The 17,676-nt window shown below is 71.4% G+C and carries 18 protein-coding genes; all 18 read right to left on the reverse strand.

What is annotated here, in order from left to right; translation table 11 throughout:
- Positions 1–168: 168 nt before the first annotated feature.
- Entirely contained in the window at positions 169–1,731 is a 1,563-nt protein-coding gene (locus J3P30_RS04595; RefSeq protein WP_210479783.1) for a Mur ligase family protein, read from the reverse strand.
- 236 nt (positions 1,732–1,967) lie between these two features.
- A complete protein-coding gene (gene tuf, locus J3P30_RS04600) occupies positions 1,968–3,161 on the reverse strand; it encodes an elongation factor Tu (protein WP_210479784.1) in 1,194 nt (397 codons plus the stop codon).
- A gap of 121 nt (positions 3,162–3,282) precedes the next feature.
- Positions 3,283–5,397: an elongation factor G gene (gene fusA, locus J3P30_RS04605; protein WP_210479785.1), complete on the reverse strand. Its 2,115-nt coding sequence runs from the start codon at positions 5,395–5,397 to the stop codon at positions 3,283–3,285.
- Between the two features lie 93 nt (positions 5,398–5,490).
- Positions 5,491–5,961: a 30S ribosomal protein S7 gene (gene rpsG / locus J3P30_RS04610; RefSeq protein ID WP_210479786.1), complete on the reverse strand. Its 471-nt coding sequence runs from the start codon at positions 5,959–5,961 to the stop codon at positions 5,491–5,493.
- Positions 5,961–6,335, reverse strand: a complete 375-nt coding sequence (gene rpsL, locus J3P30_RS04615; protein WP_210479787.1) for a 30S ribosomal protein S12 — start codon at positions 6,333–6,335, stop codon at positions 5,961–5,963. Before rpsL ends, rpsG begins: the two co-directional genes overlap by 1 nt.
- A gap of 278 nt (positions 6,336–6,613) precedes the next feature.
- Positions 6,614–7,408 carry an alpha/beta fold hydrolase gene (locus J3P30_RS04620; protein WP_210479788.1) on the reverse strand — a complete coding sequence of 265 codons (795 nt, stop codon included), beginning with the start codon at positions 7,406–7,408 and terminating at the stop codon, positions 6,614–6,616.
- Positions 7,409–7,495: 87 nt separating this feature from the next.
- Positions 7,496–8,596, reverse strand: a complete 1,101-nt coding sequence (locus J3P30_RS04625; protein ID WP_210479789.1) for a Gfo/Idh/MocA family protein — start codon at positions 8,594–8,596, stop codon at positions 7,496–7,498.
- Positions 8,597–8,806: 210 nt separating this feature from the next.
- Positions 8,807–9,295 (reverse strand): DUF6121 family protein, encoded by a 489-nt coding sequence (locus J3P30_RS04630; RefSeq protein WP_210479790.1) that lies wholly within the window; start codon positions 9,293–9,295, stop codon positions 8,807–8,809.
- A gap of 4 nt (positions 9,296–9,299) precedes the next feature.
- Positions 9,300–9,554: a carbon storage regulator CsrA gene (gene csrA / locus J3P30_RS04635; RefSeq protein ID WP_210479791.1), complete on the reverse strand. Its 255-nt coding sequence runs from the start codon at positions 9,552–9,554 to the stop codon at positions 9,300–9,302.
- A gap of 9 nt (positions 9,555–9,563) precedes the next feature.
- Entirely contained in the window at positions 9,564–10,550 is a 987-nt protein-coding gene (locus J3P30_RS04640; RefSeq protein WP_210479792.1) for a hypothetical protein, read from the reverse strand.
- Positions 10,525–12,573: a flagellar biosynthesis protein FlhA gene (locus tag J3P30_RS04645; RefSeq protein ID WP_210479793.1), complete on the reverse strand. Its 2,049-nt coding sequence runs from the start codon at positions 12,571–12,573 to the stop codon at positions 10,525–10,527. Before J3P30_RS04645 ends, J3P30_RS04640 begins: the two co-directional genes overlap by 26 nt.
- Positions 12,574–12,586: 13 nt before the next feature.
- Positions 12,587–13,669 (reverse strand): flagellar biosynthesis protein FlhB, encoded by a 1,083-nt coding sequence (locus J3P30_RS04650; protein ID WP_210479794.1) that lies wholly within the window; start codon positions 13,667–13,669, stop codon positions 12,587–12,589.
- Positions 13,669–14,427 (reverse strand): flagellar biosynthetic protein FliR, encoded by a 759-nt coding sequence (locus J3P30_RS04655; protein ID WP_210479795.1) that lies wholly within the window; start codon positions 14,425–14,427, stop codon positions 13,669–13,671. Before J3P30_RS04655 ends, J3P30_RS04650 begins: the two co-directional genes overlap by 1 nt.
- Complete coding sequence (fliQ, locus tag J3P30_RS04660; protein ID WP_210479796.1) at positions 14,427–14,702, reverse strand: flagellar biosynthesis protein FliQ; 276 nt, start codon at positions 14,700–14,702, stop codon at positions 14,427–14,429. The genes J3P30_RS04655 and fliQ overlap by 1 nt, the downstream gene beginning before the upstream one ends.
- A gap of 2 nt (positions 14,703–14,704) precedes the next feature.
- On the reverse strand, positions 14,705–15,496 hold the full coding sequence (gene fliP / locus J3P30_RS04665) for a flagellar type III secretion system pore protein FliP (protein WP_307807396.1): 792 nt from the start codon (positions 15,494–15,496) through the stop codon (positions 14,705–14,707).
- A gap of 35 nt (positions 15,497–15,531) precedes the next feature.
- On the reverse strand, positions 15,532–16,014 hold the full coding sequence (fliO, locus tag J3P30_RS04670; RefSeq protein ID WP_210479798.1) for a flagellar biosynthetic protein FliO: 483 nt from the start codon (positions 16,012–16,014) through the stop codon (positions 15,532–15,534).
- A 6-nt stretch (positions 16,015–16,020) separates the two neighbouring features.
- Positions 16,021–16,725 (reverse strand): flagellar motor switch protein FliN, encoded by a 705-nt coding sequence (gene fliN, locus J3P30_RS04675; RefSeq protein WP_210479799.1) that lies wholly within the window; start codon positions 16,723–16,725, stop codon positions 16,021–16,023.
- On the reverse strand, positions 16,722–17,624 hold the full coding sequence (locus J3P30_RS15530; protein WP_307807397.1) for a FliM/FliN family flagellar motor switch protein: 903 nt from the start codon (positions 17,622–17,624) through the stop codon (positions 16,722–16,724). Before J3P30_RS15530 ends, fliN begins: the two co-directional genes overlap by 4 nt.
- Positions 17,625–17,676 lie beyond the last annotated feature (52 nt).

A 17,676-nucleotide genomic window follows, 5' to 3' on the forward strand; every position in this document is an offset into this window, starting at 1 on the left:
AGGCGACCCCCCCAAGGGGCAGGCTGTGGCGACGCGATCCGATCGGGAAGGGATCTGAGCCGATCCGGACGCCGGGAGCGCCGGCCCGGACGCCGGGAGCGCCGGTCCGGACGCCGGGAACGCCGTATCAGGACGCCGGGAGCCCGGCCCCGCCCCCGGAGCCGCCGATCAGGACGCGAGATCCCTCGACGGCGCCGCGGCGTAGCCGGCCTCCTGCAGCGCCGACCGCGCCTCGTGCCGTGCCGAGTACGGGGTCCGGACGCCCCGGATGTCGCGGTAGTTCTGGTGGCCGGGGCCCGCCCACAGGATGGAGTCCTCCGGCTTCGCGAGGGACACCGCCAGCCGGATCGCCTGCTTCGGATCGCCGACCTCGTAGAGGGGATGCTCCGGTGCGGCCTCCTTCGCCGCGGCCATCAGCGTGGCGCGGATGCTGTCCGGGTCCTCGAAGCGGGGGTGGTGATCCGTGATCACGAGGACATCGCTGCCCTCGACCGCGGCCCGAGCCATGTCGGCGCGCTTCGTGGTGTCGCGGTCGCCGTCGGCGCCGAACACCATGATCACGCGGCCCGTGGCGACCGCGCGGACGGCGGCGAGCGTCTCGCGGAAGGCGTGCGGGCTGTGCCCGAAGTCCACGTAGATGGAGGGGGCGCCCGGACCGGACACCAGCTCCGTGCGACCGGGCAGGTGCACGGCGATCCCGTCAGGGCCGCCGAGGGCGCCGCGGAGCTCGTCGAACGAGAACCCGGCCTCGACGAGCATCGCGACGGCGAGCCCGGCGTTGGCGGCCATGTGCTGGCCGAGCACGGGGATCCGGGTCGAGAGCACCTCACCGGACGGCGCGACCAGGTCGAAGGCCGTGTGGGTGCGGACCTCCTCGGTGACGCGCACGGTCCAGTCCGCCGGCCCGCGGTCCGCCTGCGCGATGGTGACGGTCGGCACTCCGGACTCGGCGACGACCCGGGCGCCCCAGGGCGTGTCGAGGGACACCACCGCGCGACGGGAGCGGTCGGGCTGGAACAGCACCGCCTTGGCCGCGAAGTAGGTGTCGAGGTCGGGGTAGTCGTCGAGGTGGTCGTGGCTGAGGTTCGTGAAGCCGGCCACGTCGAACAGGACGCCGTCGAGCCGGTGCCGCGAAAGACCCTGGGCGCTGACCTCGATCGCCGCCGCGCGGACGCCGGCCTCGCGCATCCGGGCGATGAGCGCGTGCAGCTCGGTCGCCTCCGGAGTGGTGAGCCCCGCGACCCGGCGCTCGGCGCCGACCTGGCGCTCGGCGGTCGAGCTGAGGCCGGCCGAGACGCCGAGCTGGTCGAGGATGCCCGCGATGAAGTGCGTGGTGGACGTCTTGCCGTTCGTGCCGGTGACGCCGAGCAGCAGCGGGCGGTCGTCGCGGGTGCGGTACACGGCGGCGGCGACCTCGCCAAGGACGCCGCGCGGATCGGCGGCGACGAGGACCGGGACGCCGCTTCCCCGCGCCTGCTCCGCGCCCTCGGCGTCCGTGAGGACGGCGGTCGCGCCGGCCTGGACGGCATCGGCCGCGTACACCGCTCCGTGCTGCCGCACGCCGCGCAGGGCGACGAAGAGGTCGCCCGGCTGGGTGGCCGCGCTGCTGAGGCTGACACCCGTCACGGCGGCGTCGCCCGGATCGCCCTCGAGGCCGAGCGCCGCGGCCAGCTCGGTGAGCGGAAGGGGCTCGACGTGGGCAGGACGGAACGCCTGAGGCAGTGCTGACATCCCCTCCAGGCTACGGGGCCGCGGGAGGGACGCCGTACGCGCCGAGCGCCCGCCGGGGTGCTGCGCCGATCAGGACCGCCTCGCCACGGCACGGCGTGTCCTCCTGAACCGCGCCGGAAACGCGCGGTCCATCCTGAACGGGGCGCGATCTCCTGATCCGCGCAACGGGGAACACGGTTAACGACGGACGGGGCCGGGCCCGAAGGCCCGACCCCGTCGAGTCGCAGTCGCAGGGACTACTTGACGATCTTCGTCACCGTGCCGGCACCGACGGTGCGGCCACCCTCGCGGATCGCGAAGCGGAGACCCTCCTCCATGGCGATCGGCTGGATCAGCTGAACGCTCATCTCGGTGGTGTCACCGGGCATGACCATCTCGGTGCCCTCGGGCAGCGTGATGACGCCCGTGACATCGGTGGTGCGGAAGTAGAACTGCGGACGGTAGTTCGCGTAGAACGGGTTGTGGCGGCCACCCTCGTCCTTGGACAGGATGTACGCGTTCGCCTCGAACTCGGTGTGCGGCGTGACCGAACCCGGCTTCACGACGACCTGGCCGCGCTCGACGTCCTCGCGCTTGGTGCCGCGAAGGAGCAGACCGACGTTCTCGCCCGCGCGCGCCTCGTCGAGGAGCTTGCGGAACATCTCGACACCGGTGACCGTGGTCTTGGTGCTGCCGGGCCGGATGCCGACGATCTCGACCTCCTCGTTCACCTTGAGGACGCCGCGCTCGACACGGCCGGTGACGACGGTTCCACGACCGGTGATCGTGAAGACATCCTCGATCGGCATGAGGAACGGCTTGTCGGTGTCGCGCACCGGCTCCGGCACGAACTCGTCGACCTTCTCCATGAGCTCGGCGACGGTGGCGGCCCAGGTCGGGTCACCCTCGAGCGCCTTGAGCGCGGACACGCGGACGATCGGGGCGTTGTCGCCGTCGAACTCCTGGCTGGAGAGCAGCTCGCGGACCTCGAGCTCGACGAGCTCCAGGATCTCCTCGTCGTCCACGACGTCGGCCTTGTTCAGCGCGACGACGATGTACGGCACGCCGACCTGGCGGGCGAGCAGCACGTGCTCACGCGTCTGAGGCATCGGGCCGTCGGTGGCGGAGACCACGAGGATCGCGCCGTCCATCTGAGCCGCGCCGGTGATCATGTTCTTGATGTAGTCGGCGTGACCGGGGGCGTCCACGTGGGCGTAGTGACGCTTCTCGGTCTGGTACTCGACGTGCGAGATGTTGATCGTGATGCCGCGCTGACGCTCCTCGGGAGCGTTGTCGATCGAGTCGAACGCGCGAGCGGCGTTGAGCTCCGGGTAGCGGTCGTGCAGAACCTTGGTGATCGCCGCCGTGAGCGTGGTCTTGCCGTGGTCGACGTGACCGATCGTTCCGATGTTGACGTGCGGCTTGGTCCGCTCGAACTTGGCCTTGGCCACTGTTTGTCCTCCTTAAGGACGTCTCGTGCAATCCCCCGGATCGCAGGCTGCAAACCGGATGAGACTACAGGGGATTCAGATAGTTATGTTACTCGGGCCCGTGACGACGAACCCCGGGGGGTCAGTCGCCCTTGCTCTTCTGGACGATCTCGTCGGCCACGTTCTTCGGGACCTCGGCGTAGCTGCCGAAGACCATCGAGTACACGGCGCGACCGGAGGTGCGGCTGCGGAGGTCGCCCACGTAGCCGAACATCTCGGACAGCGGCACGAACGCGCGGATCACCTTGACGCCCGTCGCGTCCTCCATGGCCTGGATCTGGCCGCGGCGGGAGTTGAGGTCGCCGATGACGTCGCCCATGTACTCCTCGGGCGTGCGCACCTCGACGTTCATGATCGGCTCGAGCAGCACCGGGTTGGCGCGGCGCGCGGCCTCCTTGAACGCCATCGAGCCGGCGATCTTGAAGGCCATCTCGGAGGAGTCCACCTCGTGGTACTGGCCGTCGACGAGGGTGGCCTTGACGCCCACCGTCGGGTAGCCCGCGAGGACACCGACCTGCATGGCGTCCTGGATGCCGGCGTCGACCGAGGGGATGTACTCGCGGGGCACGCGACCGCCGGTGACGGCGTTCACGAACTCGTACGAGGTCTCGGCGGTCACCTCGAGGGGCTCGATCGTGATCTGCACCTTGGCGAACTGGCCGGAGCCACCCGTCTGCTTCTTGTGCGTGTAGTCGTACTTCTCGACCTTCTTCTTGATGGTCTCGCGGTACGCCACCTGCGGCTTGCCGACGTTGGCCTCGACCTTGAACTCCCGCTTCATGCGGTCGACCAGGATGTCGAGGTGCAGCTCGCCCATGCCCTTGATGATCGTCTGGCCGGTCTCGACGTTCTGCTCGGTGCGGAACGTCGGGTCCTCCTCGGCGAGCTTCTGGATGGCCGTGGAGAGCTTCTCCTGGTCGGCCTTCGTCTTGGGCTCGATCGCAACCTCGATCACCGGGTCCGGGAAGGTCATCGACTCGAGGACGACCTGGTTGTTCGCGTCCGACAGAGTGTCGCCGGTGGTGGTGTCCTTGAGGCCGATCACCGCGTAGATGTGGCCCGCGGTCACCGAGTCGACCGGGTTCTCCTTGTTGGAGTGCATCTGGAAGATCTTGCCGATGCGCTCCTTGCGGCCCTTGGTCGAGTTGACGACCTGGGCGCCGGACTCGAGCTTGCCCGAGTACACGCGGACGTAGGTGAGCCGGCCGAAGAACGGGTGCGACACGACCTTGAACGCGAGGGCCGAGAACGGCTCGTCGGCGTCGGCGTGACGCTCGATGACCTTCTCCTCGTCGCGGACGTCGTGGCCCTCGACGGCGGGGACGTCGAGCGGCGACGGGAGGTAGTCCACGACGGCGTCGAGCATCGGCTGCACGCCGCGGTTCTTGAACGCGGAGCCGCAGAGGACCGGGTAGATCTCGCTCGCGATCGTGAGCTTGCGGATCGCGCCCTTGATCTCCTCGGGCGTGAGCTCCTCGCCGCCGAAGTACTTCTCGAGCAGCGCGTCGTCGGTCTCGGCGACGGTCTCGATGAGCTTGTGGCGGTACTCCTCGGCGCGCTCCTGGAGCTCGGCGGGGATCTCCTGGATCTCGTACGAGGCGCCCATGGTGACGTCACCCTTGGCGTCGCCCGGCCAGACCAGGGCGCGCATGTAGACGAGGTCGATGACGCCGACGAAGGAGCTCTCCGAGCCGATCGGGATCTGCAGCACGAGCGGCTTCGCGCCGAGGCGCTTGATGATCGTGTCGACGGTGAAGTAGAAGTCCGCGCCGAGCTTGTCCATCTTGTTGACGAAGCAGATGCGCGGGACGTTGTACTTGTCGGCCTGGCGCCACACCGTCTCGGACTGGGGCTCGACGCCCTCCTTGCCGTCGAAGACGGCGACGGCACCGTCGAGCACGCGCAGGGAGCGCTCCACCTCGACGGTGAAGTCGACGTGACCCGGGGTGTCGATGATGTTGATCTGGTGGTCGGCCCAGAAGCACGTCGTCGCGGCGGACGTGATGGTGATGCCGCGCTCCTGCTCCTGCGCCATCCAGTCCATCGTGGCGGCGCCGTCGTGCACCTCGCCGATCTTGTGGGTGATGCCCGTGTAGAACAGGATGCGCTCGGTGGTGGTGGTCTTGCCGGCATCGATGTGAGCCATGATGCCGATGTTGCGGACCTTGTTCAGGTCGGTGAGCACGTCGAGTGCCACAGGGGTCCTCCGGGGAAGTTTGAAAGCGAATGCACTAGGAGAAACGGCCGACCGGGGGATCTGATTCCCTCCCGGCCGGCCGTTCCGAGCCGCCTACCAGCGGTAGTGGGCGAAGGCCTTGTTCGACTCGGCCATCTTGTGGGTGTCCTCGCGGCGCTTGACCGCGGCACCGAGGCCGTTCGAGGCGTCGAGGATCTCGTTGGTGAGACGCTCGGTCATGGTCTTCTCGCGGCGCTGCTTGGCGTAGCCGGTGAGCCAGCGCAGGGCGAGGGTGTTGGCGCGGTGCGGCTTCACGTCGACCGGGACCTGGTAGGTCGAGCCGCCGACGCGGCGGGACTTGACCTCGATGGAGGGGCGCACGTTGTCGAGCGCCTTCTTCAGGGTCGTGACAGCGTCCTGGCCGGTCTTCGCGGCGACACCCTCGAGGGCGCCGTAGACGATGCGCTCGGAGAGGCCCTTCTTGCCGTCGAGCAGGATCTTGTTGACCAGCTGGCTGACGACGGGGGCGCCGTACACCGGGTCGGCGACGACGGGACGCTTCGGGGCGGGACCCTTGCGGGGCATTACTTCTTCTCCATCTTCGCGCCGTACCGGCTGCGAGCCTGCTTGCGGTTCTTCACGGCCTGGGTGTCGAGCGCGCCACGGACGATCTTGTAGCGCACGCCGGGGAGGTCCTTCACACGGCCGCCGCGCACGAGCACCATCGAGTGCTCCTGCAGGTTGTGGCCCTCGCCGGGGATGTAGGCGGTCACCTCGACGCCGTTGGACAGCTTGACGCGGGCGACCTTGCGGAGCGCCGAGTTCGGCTTCTTCGGGGTGGTCGTGTACACACGCGTGCACACGCCGCGCTGCTGGGGGTTCGCCTTCAGCGCCGGCGCCTTGGTCTTGGTGACCTTGGGCGAGCGCCCCTTGCGGACCAACTGCTGGATGGTTGGCACTTCTGCTCCTTGTTTCGTACTGCTCGGCTGCCCTGACGCACCGGCATGGCGCGGCTCAGGCTCCTCGGACAACCGGCAATACGGGTGAAACTCATATCGCTGGTGGTGTGGCGGTGGGGGCGGCATCCGATCGAGGACCGGAGGCGATCGCCCAGCGTCGCCGGAGATCGAGAGCGTGCCTCTCGGGCACACACCCCGGAAATGTTAGCCGCCGGACCTGGGCCGGTCAACCTGAGGGGGTGCCTCCGGAGGGTGCCCGGCGGCTCGACTCCCCAGGGTCAACGAGCGGATGCGAGCAGGAATTCCGCGAGGACGTCGACGAGCGCGTCGAGGTCCCATCGGTGGTCCTTGCCGGGCACCTCCACCCGGCGGGCGCCCGGGATGGCGGCGACGATCTCGTCCGCCGCCGGGCCGAAGAAGTCGAGGGTCTCGCTGCCGACGAGTGCCAGCACGGGGACGCCGATCCTCCCCCAGAGCTGCGCGCGGGGCGCCGAGGCGGCGACGGCGAGCGACTCCGAGTCGGGCTCGAGTGCCGCGCTCGGTCCTGTCATCATCGGCCAGCCCGGACTCGCCTTCGCGCCGGCGAGCCACTCGGGCGGCATGTCCTTCATGAAGTACTCGACGGTGGCGTCCTTGTCGCCGGCGCGGATGCGCTCGCGCAGGCCCTCGAGGAACTGCGCCGCATGCGGATTCCCGGCGGGACCGAGTGGTACCTCCCACACCGCCACCGCGGTCACGGGCAGGCCTGCGGCCGCGGCGGCCAGGCTGATGGCGCCGCCGGACGAAGTGCCGAAGAGCGCCGCCCGTCCTCCCGCCGCATCCATCAGCGCCGAGATCGCGTCGATCTCGGCGTCGAGCGTGAACGGCGGCTCGCCCCCGCTCTCGCCCCGGCCCCGCCGGTCGTAGTTGACGACGGTCAGGCCGCGCGCGGCCAGCGCGGACGCGAGCGCGCGGGAGCCGGGGTCGAACGCACGGAACTGGAAGGCCCCCGCGACGAGGATGACCGCCGGCCCCTCGCCCTCGAGGTCGTAGGCGATCCTGGTCCCGTCGCCGGACGTCACGAACTCCGTCATGTGGGCACCGTACACATGATCGAACGGTCCGGGGTCGGCGCTGATGCCCTCCCGCATGGGAGGTGCTCGCTCAGGAGCGTGCCGGCCTCAGGTCACGGTGAGCGGCTGCGACCGGGAGCTCCGGACGATGTCGATGATCTCGTTGTCCCGCAGGCCCTCGTCGAACGTGGGGTAGACGGCGTCCCGCTCCCCGCGCACGTCGGCCATGAACTGCGCGACCAGCTCGTTCCACCCGTATTGGACGGGGTCGTCCGTGTACTCCTCCGGCGGTGTCGGGCCGGCCGTCCAACCGCTGTCCCCGGCCCGCCGATACTCCAGGCTCATCGGCCAGATGACGCCGGACAGATGGAGCGTGCCGTCCGTTCCCGCCACCTCGAGATAGCCAGGGGTGCGCGCTCCTGAGAGGCCGGAAGCGTGCCACAGCGAGCGCACCGTCCCGCCTCCCGCCGTCTCCCACCCCACGATCGCCGTGGCCCTCGTGTCGCCGTCGGCCGCGCGCCACTCAATCGCCTCGCCCGCCTCGACGACCGACTGCTGCCGGAAGTCGTGGACGACGGGGCCGACCGGGACACGTTCGACGGCCGCGTCCGCGAGTCCGGTGACCGACCGGGCCGTTCCCCCGAGCAGCTGCGTCACCTGACCGAGGAAGTGAGGAAGGACGTTGAACAGCAGCCCGCCTCCCTCGCTCACGCTGTGCAGCCAGGAGTACCCGATCATCCGTGGCATCTCGAAGTGGGCGCTCGCCTCCACCTCCGTCGGGTCCCCGATGATCCCGCTCCGGAGCAGATCGCGGGCCTCGGCGACGACCGGCGAGTACCGGCTCGTGGAGCCGTAGGCGTGCCTCACTCCCGAGCGCCGCACGGCGGCGAGCATCTCGCTCGCCTCGGCAGCGGACAGCCCGAGAGGCTTCTCGCACACCACATGGCAGCCGGAATCCGCGGCGAAGGTCGCGATGTCGCGATGAGCGCGTCCGGGAGTCGCCACGACGACGATGTCCGGGCGCAGCTCCTCGATCGCTGCGCGCCAGTCGAGCCGCGCCTCGGGGACGTCCAGTCGCGCGGTCATCGACCGCACAGCGTCCTCGTCGCGGCCGCAGACGGCCGCGACCTCGACGCCGGCTGCGCGGAAGGCCCTGGTGTAGCCCTCCCCCGCCCAGCCGGCACCGACCACGACGACGCGTCGATCCATCGGCGCACTCCCTCGACGAGCGGGCACGGACGGGCGGGGCCATCGCGCGGCGCCGCCCCGGGACGCGCACAGTCAAGCCGCCGGCGCAGCCTCGGTCAAGAGCCGTTCTTCCCCTCGACCGGGGCAGCTCCGCGCGCCGATCGGGTTGGGGGCAGGGGTGCCAGTCGAGCGGGGAAGGAGGAGCAGTTCCGCGGGCTGGAGCGGGTCCGGTCAGGCGTCGGAGGGGTCCTCCCAGGGCCAGCGGGGGCGGCGGGCGCCGCCCTTCTCCGCGCGGCCGATGACGCGGGCGATGAGGGCAGCCGCGCCGGCCAGGAGGGCGGCCGCCACGATGAACGGGCTCGGGGCGTACTCGAGGGGGAAGCCGAGCAGCCAGAACAGCTCGCCCCGGACGAGCGTGTACCCGATGCCGCCGACGAACAGCAGCACGAGGAACACCGCCGCCGCCGTGCCGAAGAAGGCGACCGGGGGCCGCTCGTCGGTACGGACGATGCGCAGCACCAGGAGCGCCAGGGCCACCGCCGCGACGGCCACCATCGAGGGGCCCAGGTAGGGCCCGGCGTCCTGCTGACGGATGACGTCGGTGTCGAGGAGGAGGCTCAGCACGCCCCAGACGGCGATCACGACCGCGATCCAGGCGGCGGTCGTCAGGACCGCGAGGAGGCCGAGCCGGGCGGAAGGCGCACCGGAGGACGCCGTCATGGCGCTAGCCCTCCGCCGGCTCCGCGGGAGGCTGCTTGCTCAGCAGGTCGACGAGGCGCTCGCCCTCGCGGGCCCCGACCCGGGCCGCCTCGGCGTTGGCCGCGGACACCGCGGAGACCACCTCGGCGCGCTGGATGGGCACGCCGCGCGGGGCGTCGAACCCGATGCGGACGCCGTCGCCGCGGATGTCGATGACGGTGATGACGATGTCGTCCCCGATCATCACCCGCTCGCCCTTCTTGCGCGTCAGGACCAGCATCCGGCCAGCCTAACCCACCCGGTCCGACCAGCCCTCGGGCAGGCCGATCTCGGCGACGGCCTCCCTGCCCGTCGTGAACCGTCCGGCGATCGTGGCCATGGCCGCCACGTCGGCGACGGCCCGGACCGCGTTCACCCAGCGGGCGGTGTCGACCGACTTCCGCGAGACGTCCACCACCACCCACACCTGATCGGCGCCGATCCCCGGCAGCGCCGCGATGCGCGCGTCCGCGGGGTCGCCGCTCCCGAGGCCGTAGGCGACGAGCACGACCTGGCCGCTCTGCACGCCGTACGCCCGCGCGGCGAGCGCGCCCCTCCGGTCCTCGACGCGCCGGCGGGTGTGCCCGGTCACCGACCCGCCGTCGCAGACGTGCCCACGTCCCGCGAGGCGTGCGAGCGCGTGCGCCACCTCGAGCGCGTCGTCGCCGAGGCCGGCGACGACGACGAGGTCCCCGGGGGTCGACGGAAGGGCCGGCGGGATGCGCCCCGATGCGCCAGGGAGAGCGGGCGGCTCCGCACCCGCGACCTCCCACACCCCTCGCCGCACGCCCGGGGTCGCTCCCCCGCCGGCGGCGGCGGGAGGGAGGGGCACGGAGCGGGCGGGCGGCACGGGGACGGCCGGGGGCGCGAGGGGGGCCACGGCGGGCGGCACGACATCGGTGCGCAGCGACTCGAGCACGCGCGCGAAGTCGACGCTCTCCGTGGAGACGGGCGGCTCGGCGTGCGGCAGGGCCGCCTCCTGCTCCTCGACGTCGTCCAGGAGCCGGGCGAGCCCGACCCGGGCGGGCACGCCGAACTCGTGCGCCTCGGGCACGGCGATCGGGTCCGGGATCTCCACGGTGACGTCGATCACCCGCTTGGCGAAGAACCCACCCAGGCCGCCGGACAGGGACTCGTCGGTCGCGACGATGCGGGCGCCCGGCCCGTACTCGGCCCGGACCCGCTCCGCCAGCCCCGTCAGGGTCGGCTTCTCAAGCCGGAATCGGATCGAGGGCACGGACCACTCCAACGGTCTCGATGGCGACGTCGGACGTCGTCACCTCCTGGTAGGACAGCACCGGCAGTCCTCCGGTCTGCGGTGCGACGAGGCGCCGCACCGCGGGGCGCAGGGCCGGGGCGCACACGAGCACGGGCGACCATCCGCGCGCCTCGGCGGTCTGGACCGCGGAGCGGAGGGAGCCGAGCACCGCCTCCAGCCGGGTCGCGTCGAAGAGGATCTGCGTGCCCCCCTCGGCGGGCCGCAGCGCCTCGAGCATGGACTGCTCCAGGGGCGGGTCGATCATGAGGACCCGCAGCGTCCGGTCCTCGAGGTGCGTCGCGACGATCGCCGGACCGAGCGCGAGGCGGGCCGCCTCGACGAGCCCCTCGGGATCGGTGGACACGCGGGCCCGCAGCGTGAGGGCCTCGTAGACGCGCGACAGGTCGTTGATCGGCACCCGCTCCGCGAGAAGGCCCTGAAGCACACGGTGCACCTCGGCGAGCGTCATCAGGTTGGGGATCAGCTCGTCGACCGCGGCGGGGCTGACCTGTTTCACGCCCTCGGTCAGCACCCGGACGTCCTCCCGGCTGAGCAGCCGGGCCGCGTTCGCGTGGATCACGGCCGACAGGTGGGTGATGACCACCGAGCCCCGGTCGATCACCGTCGCGCCCGTCAGCTCGGCGCTGTGCCGCATCTCGGCCGGCACCCACTTGCCGGCGAGACCGAACACCGGCTCGACGGTCGGCGTGCCGGGCAGCGCGTCCAGGCTGTCGCCGAGCGCGAGCACGCGCCCGACCGGCGCGGTGCCGCGGCCCACCTCGACGCCGGCGACGCGGAGGACGTAGGTCGACGGGGGCAGGTCGATGCTGTCGCGCGTGCGCACGGGCGGCACGACGATGCCGAGCTCCATCGCCACCCGGCGGCGCAGGCTCTTCACCCGGGCGAGGAGGTCGTCGCTCACCCCCGACACGAGGTCGACGAGGTCGGCCGCGAGCTGGATCTCCAGCGCGTGCACGCGCATCTGCTCGACGAGGTCCTCGGTCGTCTCGGCGGGCGCCGCCGCCGCCGCGGCGGCCTCCGCGTCCGCCGCCCGCTGCTTCGCCTGCTCCCCCGCCTTCACCCGCTGGGCGAGCACGAGCAGGGAGCCGCCGACGAGCACGAACGGCAGGAACGGCATCCCCGGGATGAAGCCCATCGCGATCGCCGCCCCGCCGCTGATGATCAGGGCGAGCCGGGACTGCGCGAGCTGGGAGGAGGCCGTGGCGCCGAGCTCCTCCTGCGCGCCCGAGCGCGTCACGATCATGCCCGTGGCGACCGCCATCAGCAGGGCCGGCACCTGGGTGACGAGGCCGTCCCCGATCGTGAGGAGGCTGTACGTGCCGACGGCGTCCTCGACGCTCTGCCCGTGCTGCAGCATCCCGATCGCGATGCCGCCGACGAGGTTGATGATGATGATCACGATGCCCGCGATCGCGTCGCCCTTGACGAACTTCGAGGCCCCGTCCATCGCGCCGTAGAAGTCGGCCTCCGCGGACACCTCCGCACGGCGGCGCCGTGCCTCCTCCTCGCTGATGAGGCCCGCGTTGAGGTCGGCGTCGATCGCCATCTGCTTTCCGGGCATCGCATCGAGGGTGAAGCGGGCGCCCACCTCGGCGACGCGCTCCGCGCCCTTCGTCACGACGACGAACTGGATGACGACGAGGATCAGGAAGACGACCGCGCCGATGATCAGCGAGCCCCCCACGGCCACGTGGCCGAACGCCTCGATCACCTGTCCCGCGTAGCCCTGACCGAGGACGAGCCGGGTCGACGCGACGTTGAGGCCGAGCCGGAACAGCGTCGCGACGAGCAGCAGCGAGGGGAAGATCGAGAAGTCGAGCGGGCGCTTCGCGAACATCGTGGTGAGCAGGATCACGAGCGCGAACAGGATGTTCACGGTGATCAGCACGTCGAGGAGCCACGTCGGCACCGGGACGACGAGCAGCAGGATGATCGCCACGACCCCGACCGGGATCCCGAGCGCGGTGACCGTCTTCTTCATCGCATCCTTCCTCTCATGCCGGCACCGGCGCGAGTCGGTGGACGCCGAGCGACGCGCCGCGCGCCTTCAGCGACATCACGAACGCGAGCACGCGGGCGACCGCGCTGTAGAGCTCGACGGGGATCTCCTCCCCCACGTCGCACGCGGCGTGCAGCGCGCGGGCCAGCGGGACGTCCTGGACCATCGGCACCCGCGTCGCCGCGGCGCGCTCCCGGATCTTCGCGGCCACCGCCCCGGCGCCCTTCGCGACGACCCGGGGCGCGCTCCTGCCGGGCTCGTACTTCAGCGCGACGGCGACGTGAGTCGGGTTGAGGAGCACGACGTCCGCCCCTCCCACCGCGGCGATCATGCGGTTCCGCGACATCGCGAGCTGCCGCGAGCGGCGCTGGGCTCGCACGAGCGGGTCGCCCTCGGTGTTCTTGGTCTCGTCGCGCAGCTCCTTCTTGGTCATGCGCGTGTGCTTGCGGTTGCGCCGCATGACGACCAGCACGTCGATCAGGGCGAGTCCGATGCCGGCCGCGACCGCCGCCTGGATCAGCGATCCGACCGCACCGGATGCGGTGTCCAGCAGGCTGGAGACGGACATGCCGCCCGCGGTCATGAGCAGCGGGACGAGCCCCTGGATCGCGATCACGAGGACGGCCGCGACGACGGCGGTCTTCAGCAGCGCCTTCGCGCCCTCCCAGAGGGACTGGAGCCCGAAGATCCGCTGGACACCCTTGACGAGGTTGAAGTGCTCGCCGGTCATCCGCAGCTGCTTGGCGTGGATGCCGCCCTGCAGCGCCGCTCCGGCGATCGTGCCGACGAGGACCGCCGCGAACAGCGGCGCGAGGATCGGCACGACCTGCGTGAGCCCGTTTCCGAGCCAGTCGAGCGCGACCAACGGGTTCGGCGAGTCGATGACGGCGCGGAAGCCGGCCACCATGCCGGAGGTGGCGTCCGTGCCGCTTCCGAGCACCGCGGGCAGCGCGAGCGCCCCGGCCGCCATCCCGAGCCACGCGGTGAGGTCCCGCGAGGAGCCGAGCTTCCCCTTCTGGCGCACCTCCTTCATGCGCTTCGGGGTGGCGCGCTCGGTGCGCTCGGAGGAGTCGCTCATCAGCCGCTCACCCCCATCATGCGAAGGGCGTCCTCCACGAGCGCGCCGACGATGCGCGGCAGCGCGAGGAAGACGACGGCGCCGATCAGGAGGGTGATCAGGATCTTGAGCGGGAAGCCGAGCTGGAACGCGTTCATCTGGGGCGCGACCCGGGTGAGGAGCGCGAGGCCGACGTCGGCGAGGAACAGCACGAGCAGGATGGGCCCGGCGATCTGGACGGAGGCGAGGAACATCTGCGTGATGCCGGTCACGAGCGCGGCTGCGGGGTCCGCCATGTCGATGCTGCCGGTGACGGGCAGCGCGTCGAAGGTCCGCACGAGCCCGCCGAGGATGAGCTCGTAGCCCCCGCTCGTGAACAGCAGCGCGAGCGCGACGAGGTGCATCAGCCGCGTGAACTGGGCACCGTTCACGAAGGCGCCGGGGTCGAAGGCCTGCGCGAGGGAGAAGCCCGCGAACAGGTCGATGAGGCCGCCCGCGGACTGGATCGCCGCGAACACGAGGTAGACGAGGAACCCGAGCACCGCGCCGACGAGGATCTGGGCGACGAGCGCGAACAGGAAGGGGCCGGTGTCCATCGGCTCGTAGTCGTCCGTGACCCTCGGCGCCACCACCATGGCCAGGGCGACGGCGAGCATGCCCTTGATCCGCATCGGGAAGCCGTTGTAGGAGAAGGGCGGCGCGATCACGAGGAACGCGATCATGCGCACCCCTGCGAGCATCACCGCCTCCAGCCACCCCAGGTTGACCGCGAGCTGCATCACGAGCTCCCGAGCAGCTGGGGCAGCAGCCGGAACAGGGCGTGCGTGAAGTCGACCGCCTCGGTGATCATCCAGTGACCGCACACGAGGAGAGCGATCGCCACCGCGATCGCCTTGGGCACGAAGGAGAGCGTCACCTCCTGGATCTGGGTGATCGACTGGAAGACGGAGATCGCGAAGCCCACGACGAGGCTCGTGATGAGCAGGGGCGCGCTGAGCTTCGCGGCGAGGAGCAGGGCCTGCATCGCGATGTCGAGGACGGCGTTCTGGTCCATCGCTAGGTCCGGTAGCTCTGCACGAGGGACGTGACGATGAGGCCCCAGCCGTCGACCAGGATGAACAGCAGGATCTTGAAGGGCAGCGAGATCATCACCGGCGGGAGCATCATCATGCCCATCGCCATCAGCCCCGAGGAGACGACCAGGTCGATCACGAGGAACGGCACGAAGACGACCAGGCCGATGATGAACGCCGCCCGCAGCTCCGAGATCATGAACGCCGGGATCAGGGTCACGAGCGGCACGTCGTCCGGGCTCTCCGGGTTGTCCTGCTCGGCCGCCCGGGTCATCAGGGCGATGTCCTCCTCGCGCACGTGGGCGAGCATGAAGCCCCGCAGCGGCTCGGACCCCCGGTCGATCGCCGTCCCGAAGTCGATCGCGCCGGACACGAAGGGCTCGACGGCCACCGTGTTCACGTCGGTGAGCACCGGCCACATGATGAACAGCGACAGGAACAGGGCGAGACCCGCGATCACCTGGTTCGGCGGGATCGTGTTGAGGCCGAGGGCGTTCCGGGTGAGCGCGAGCACCACGAAGATCTTCGTGAACGAGCTCATCATCAGCAGCAGCGCCGGCGCGACCGACAGCAGCGTGATGCCGAGCAGGATGAGGATGGAGCTCGACGGGGTCCCGTCGGGGCCGTTGATCTCGATGGACACGTCGCCCGGCGTGGGAGTCGGGACGACCGGCGGCGTGGGGCCGATCGGGGCGGCGACGGCGAGGTCGGGCACGGCGAGGGCGAGTGCGCCGCCCGCGACCAGCGCGACCCCGAGGACCAGGCCCGCCCGCACCGCTCCCGCTCCTCGACGCCGGGGAGCGGGGAGCCTCACCGAGCCCGCCGCAGCGCCATGGCTGTCTGCCGCCAGGTGTCCGGGGACAGGATCGACCCGGCGACCGTGGACGTCTTCGCACGCGCCTCCTCGGCCTCCCGCACGGAGCGTCGAGTGACCGGCAGCTGGATCGGGGCCCGGACGACGGCGGGCGGAGGGGCGCTGCGGGCATCCTCCAGCGCTCGCTCGAAGGTGGGCAGCGGGATCGGGGTGGTCGTGACCTCCGCCGGCTCGGTCTCGAGCCGGTCGAGCACCGTGATCGTGTGGTCGGTGACGCCGAGGAGGTAGCGGCGGCCGTCCGTCTCGACGACGGCGACGGACGCCTTGGCTCCCACCGCCTGCTTCGCGAGCACGATCACGTGGCGGGTCCGGGCGCGTCCGTTCGCGCCCCCGGAGAGCCACCGGCGGGCGAGCCAGATCACCGCGAGGACCGCACCGAGCGAGACCGCGACGCGGAGGGCGAGGAAGAGGGTGTCCATGGACGCCTAGTCGGCCTCGACGGAGTCGAGGATCTTGGTGATCCGGACCGCGAACTCCTGGTCGACGACGACGATCTCGCCGTGCGCGATGAGCCGGCCGTTGAGCAGGACGTCAGCGGGCGTCCCGACCGACCGGTCGAGCTCGATCACAGCGCCCGGCTCGATCGCGAGGAGCTCGCGGACCGACATCCGGGTCCGCCCGATCTCCACCGCGAGCGTCATCTCGACGTTGCTGATCCGCCCCAGCCGCGAGCCGAGCGACGCGTCCCCCGCCGGGCGGACCGCCGAGCCGCGGACACCGACGGCGAACCAGCCGGCCACGCCGGCCTCGCCCACGAGGTCGAACACCGCGGTGTCGGGAGCGGAGAACAGGGTCGTCGCGTCGCCCTCCCGCGCCTCGCCCAGCATCCCGTCCCCGAGCGTCGCGGCCGCGCGCTCGAGCGCGGGCCGCAGCACGTCGCCGGCGTCGACCACCACGCTGTCGCCGCCCGCCGCCTCCGCGAGGCCCTCGCGGTCGAGGAGGATGAGCGCGAGCTCGGCTGAGCGGGCACCCACGAAGGTCGCCCGGACCGCGCGGGAGAGCTCGCGGGGCGGGATGAGTCCCCCGGCGTGCCGGGTCGCCATGACGGGAGCGCCCGGCAGATGCCGGACGAGGGTCTCGGCGACGGCGGCGCCGACGGTCGTGTCCGCGACGGGAGCGGGGAAGTTCATGAGGCCTCCTGGGACTCGACGATCACGCAGGCCAGCCGGTTCCCGTTGGCGCCGACGGCTGCGCGCGCGACGGGCTGGCCGGCGACCGTGAGGGTGAGCGGGCGGTGCTGGGGGTGGACGAGCCGGATGACGTCCCCCTCGGCGAGGCCGAGCACGGCCCGCGGATTGACGGGGGTCGGATCGAACGACACGGCGACCTCGACAGGGGCGGCGGCGAGATGCGCGCGCAGGTTGGCCTCGCCCTCGACGCGGGTCTGCTGCGGCTCCACGACCCCGACCTGCGGCAGGAGCGCGTCGGCGGGCAGGGCGAGCGTCGCGGACGTCGTCCGGTCGCCGACCTCGATGTCGAAGGAGGCGACGACCATGAGGTCGGTCGTCGCCGCCGCCTGCGCGAACTGCGGGTTGTAGTGGAAGGACTCGACGGACGCGGAGAGCGGCAGCAGCGGCCCCATCGAGTAGCGCAGGTCCTCGAGGGCGTCCTCGGCGAAGCGGCGGACGAGGGCCTGCTCGATCTGCGTGAACGCGCGCTCCCGGGGGGCGACCCTGCCGGAGCCGCCGAGCATCCGGGAGATCCACCCCAGCACCGCGGTCGGCGGGAACTGGAGGACGCCGCGGGCCGGCACTCCCTCGAGAGCGAGGAGCACCATGGCGCTCGTCTCCGGGAGCCGGTCGACGTACTCGTCGTAGGTCTGCAGGGTGGTCCCGGCGAGGGTCACGCGGGAGACGACCCGCACCTTCGCCGTCAGCTGGGTTCCCCATTGACGGGCGAACGTCTCGTAGACGAGCTCCAGCATCCGCGACTGGTCCCGGCTGAGCGCGGCCGGCCGGAAGAAGTCGTAGGGCTCGACCTCGGGCGCGGACCCGCGCACGCTCGCGCCCACCCTCTTCCGAACCCCCACGAGGGCATTATCCGGGGGCGGCTGTCCGGGGCCCGCGATTGCGGAGGGTGTG

This window comes from Naasia sp. SYSU D00948 (assembly GCF_017916515.1).
Classification (GTDB): Bacteria; Actinomycetota; Actinomycetes; order Actinomycetales; family Microbacteriaceae; genus Naasia.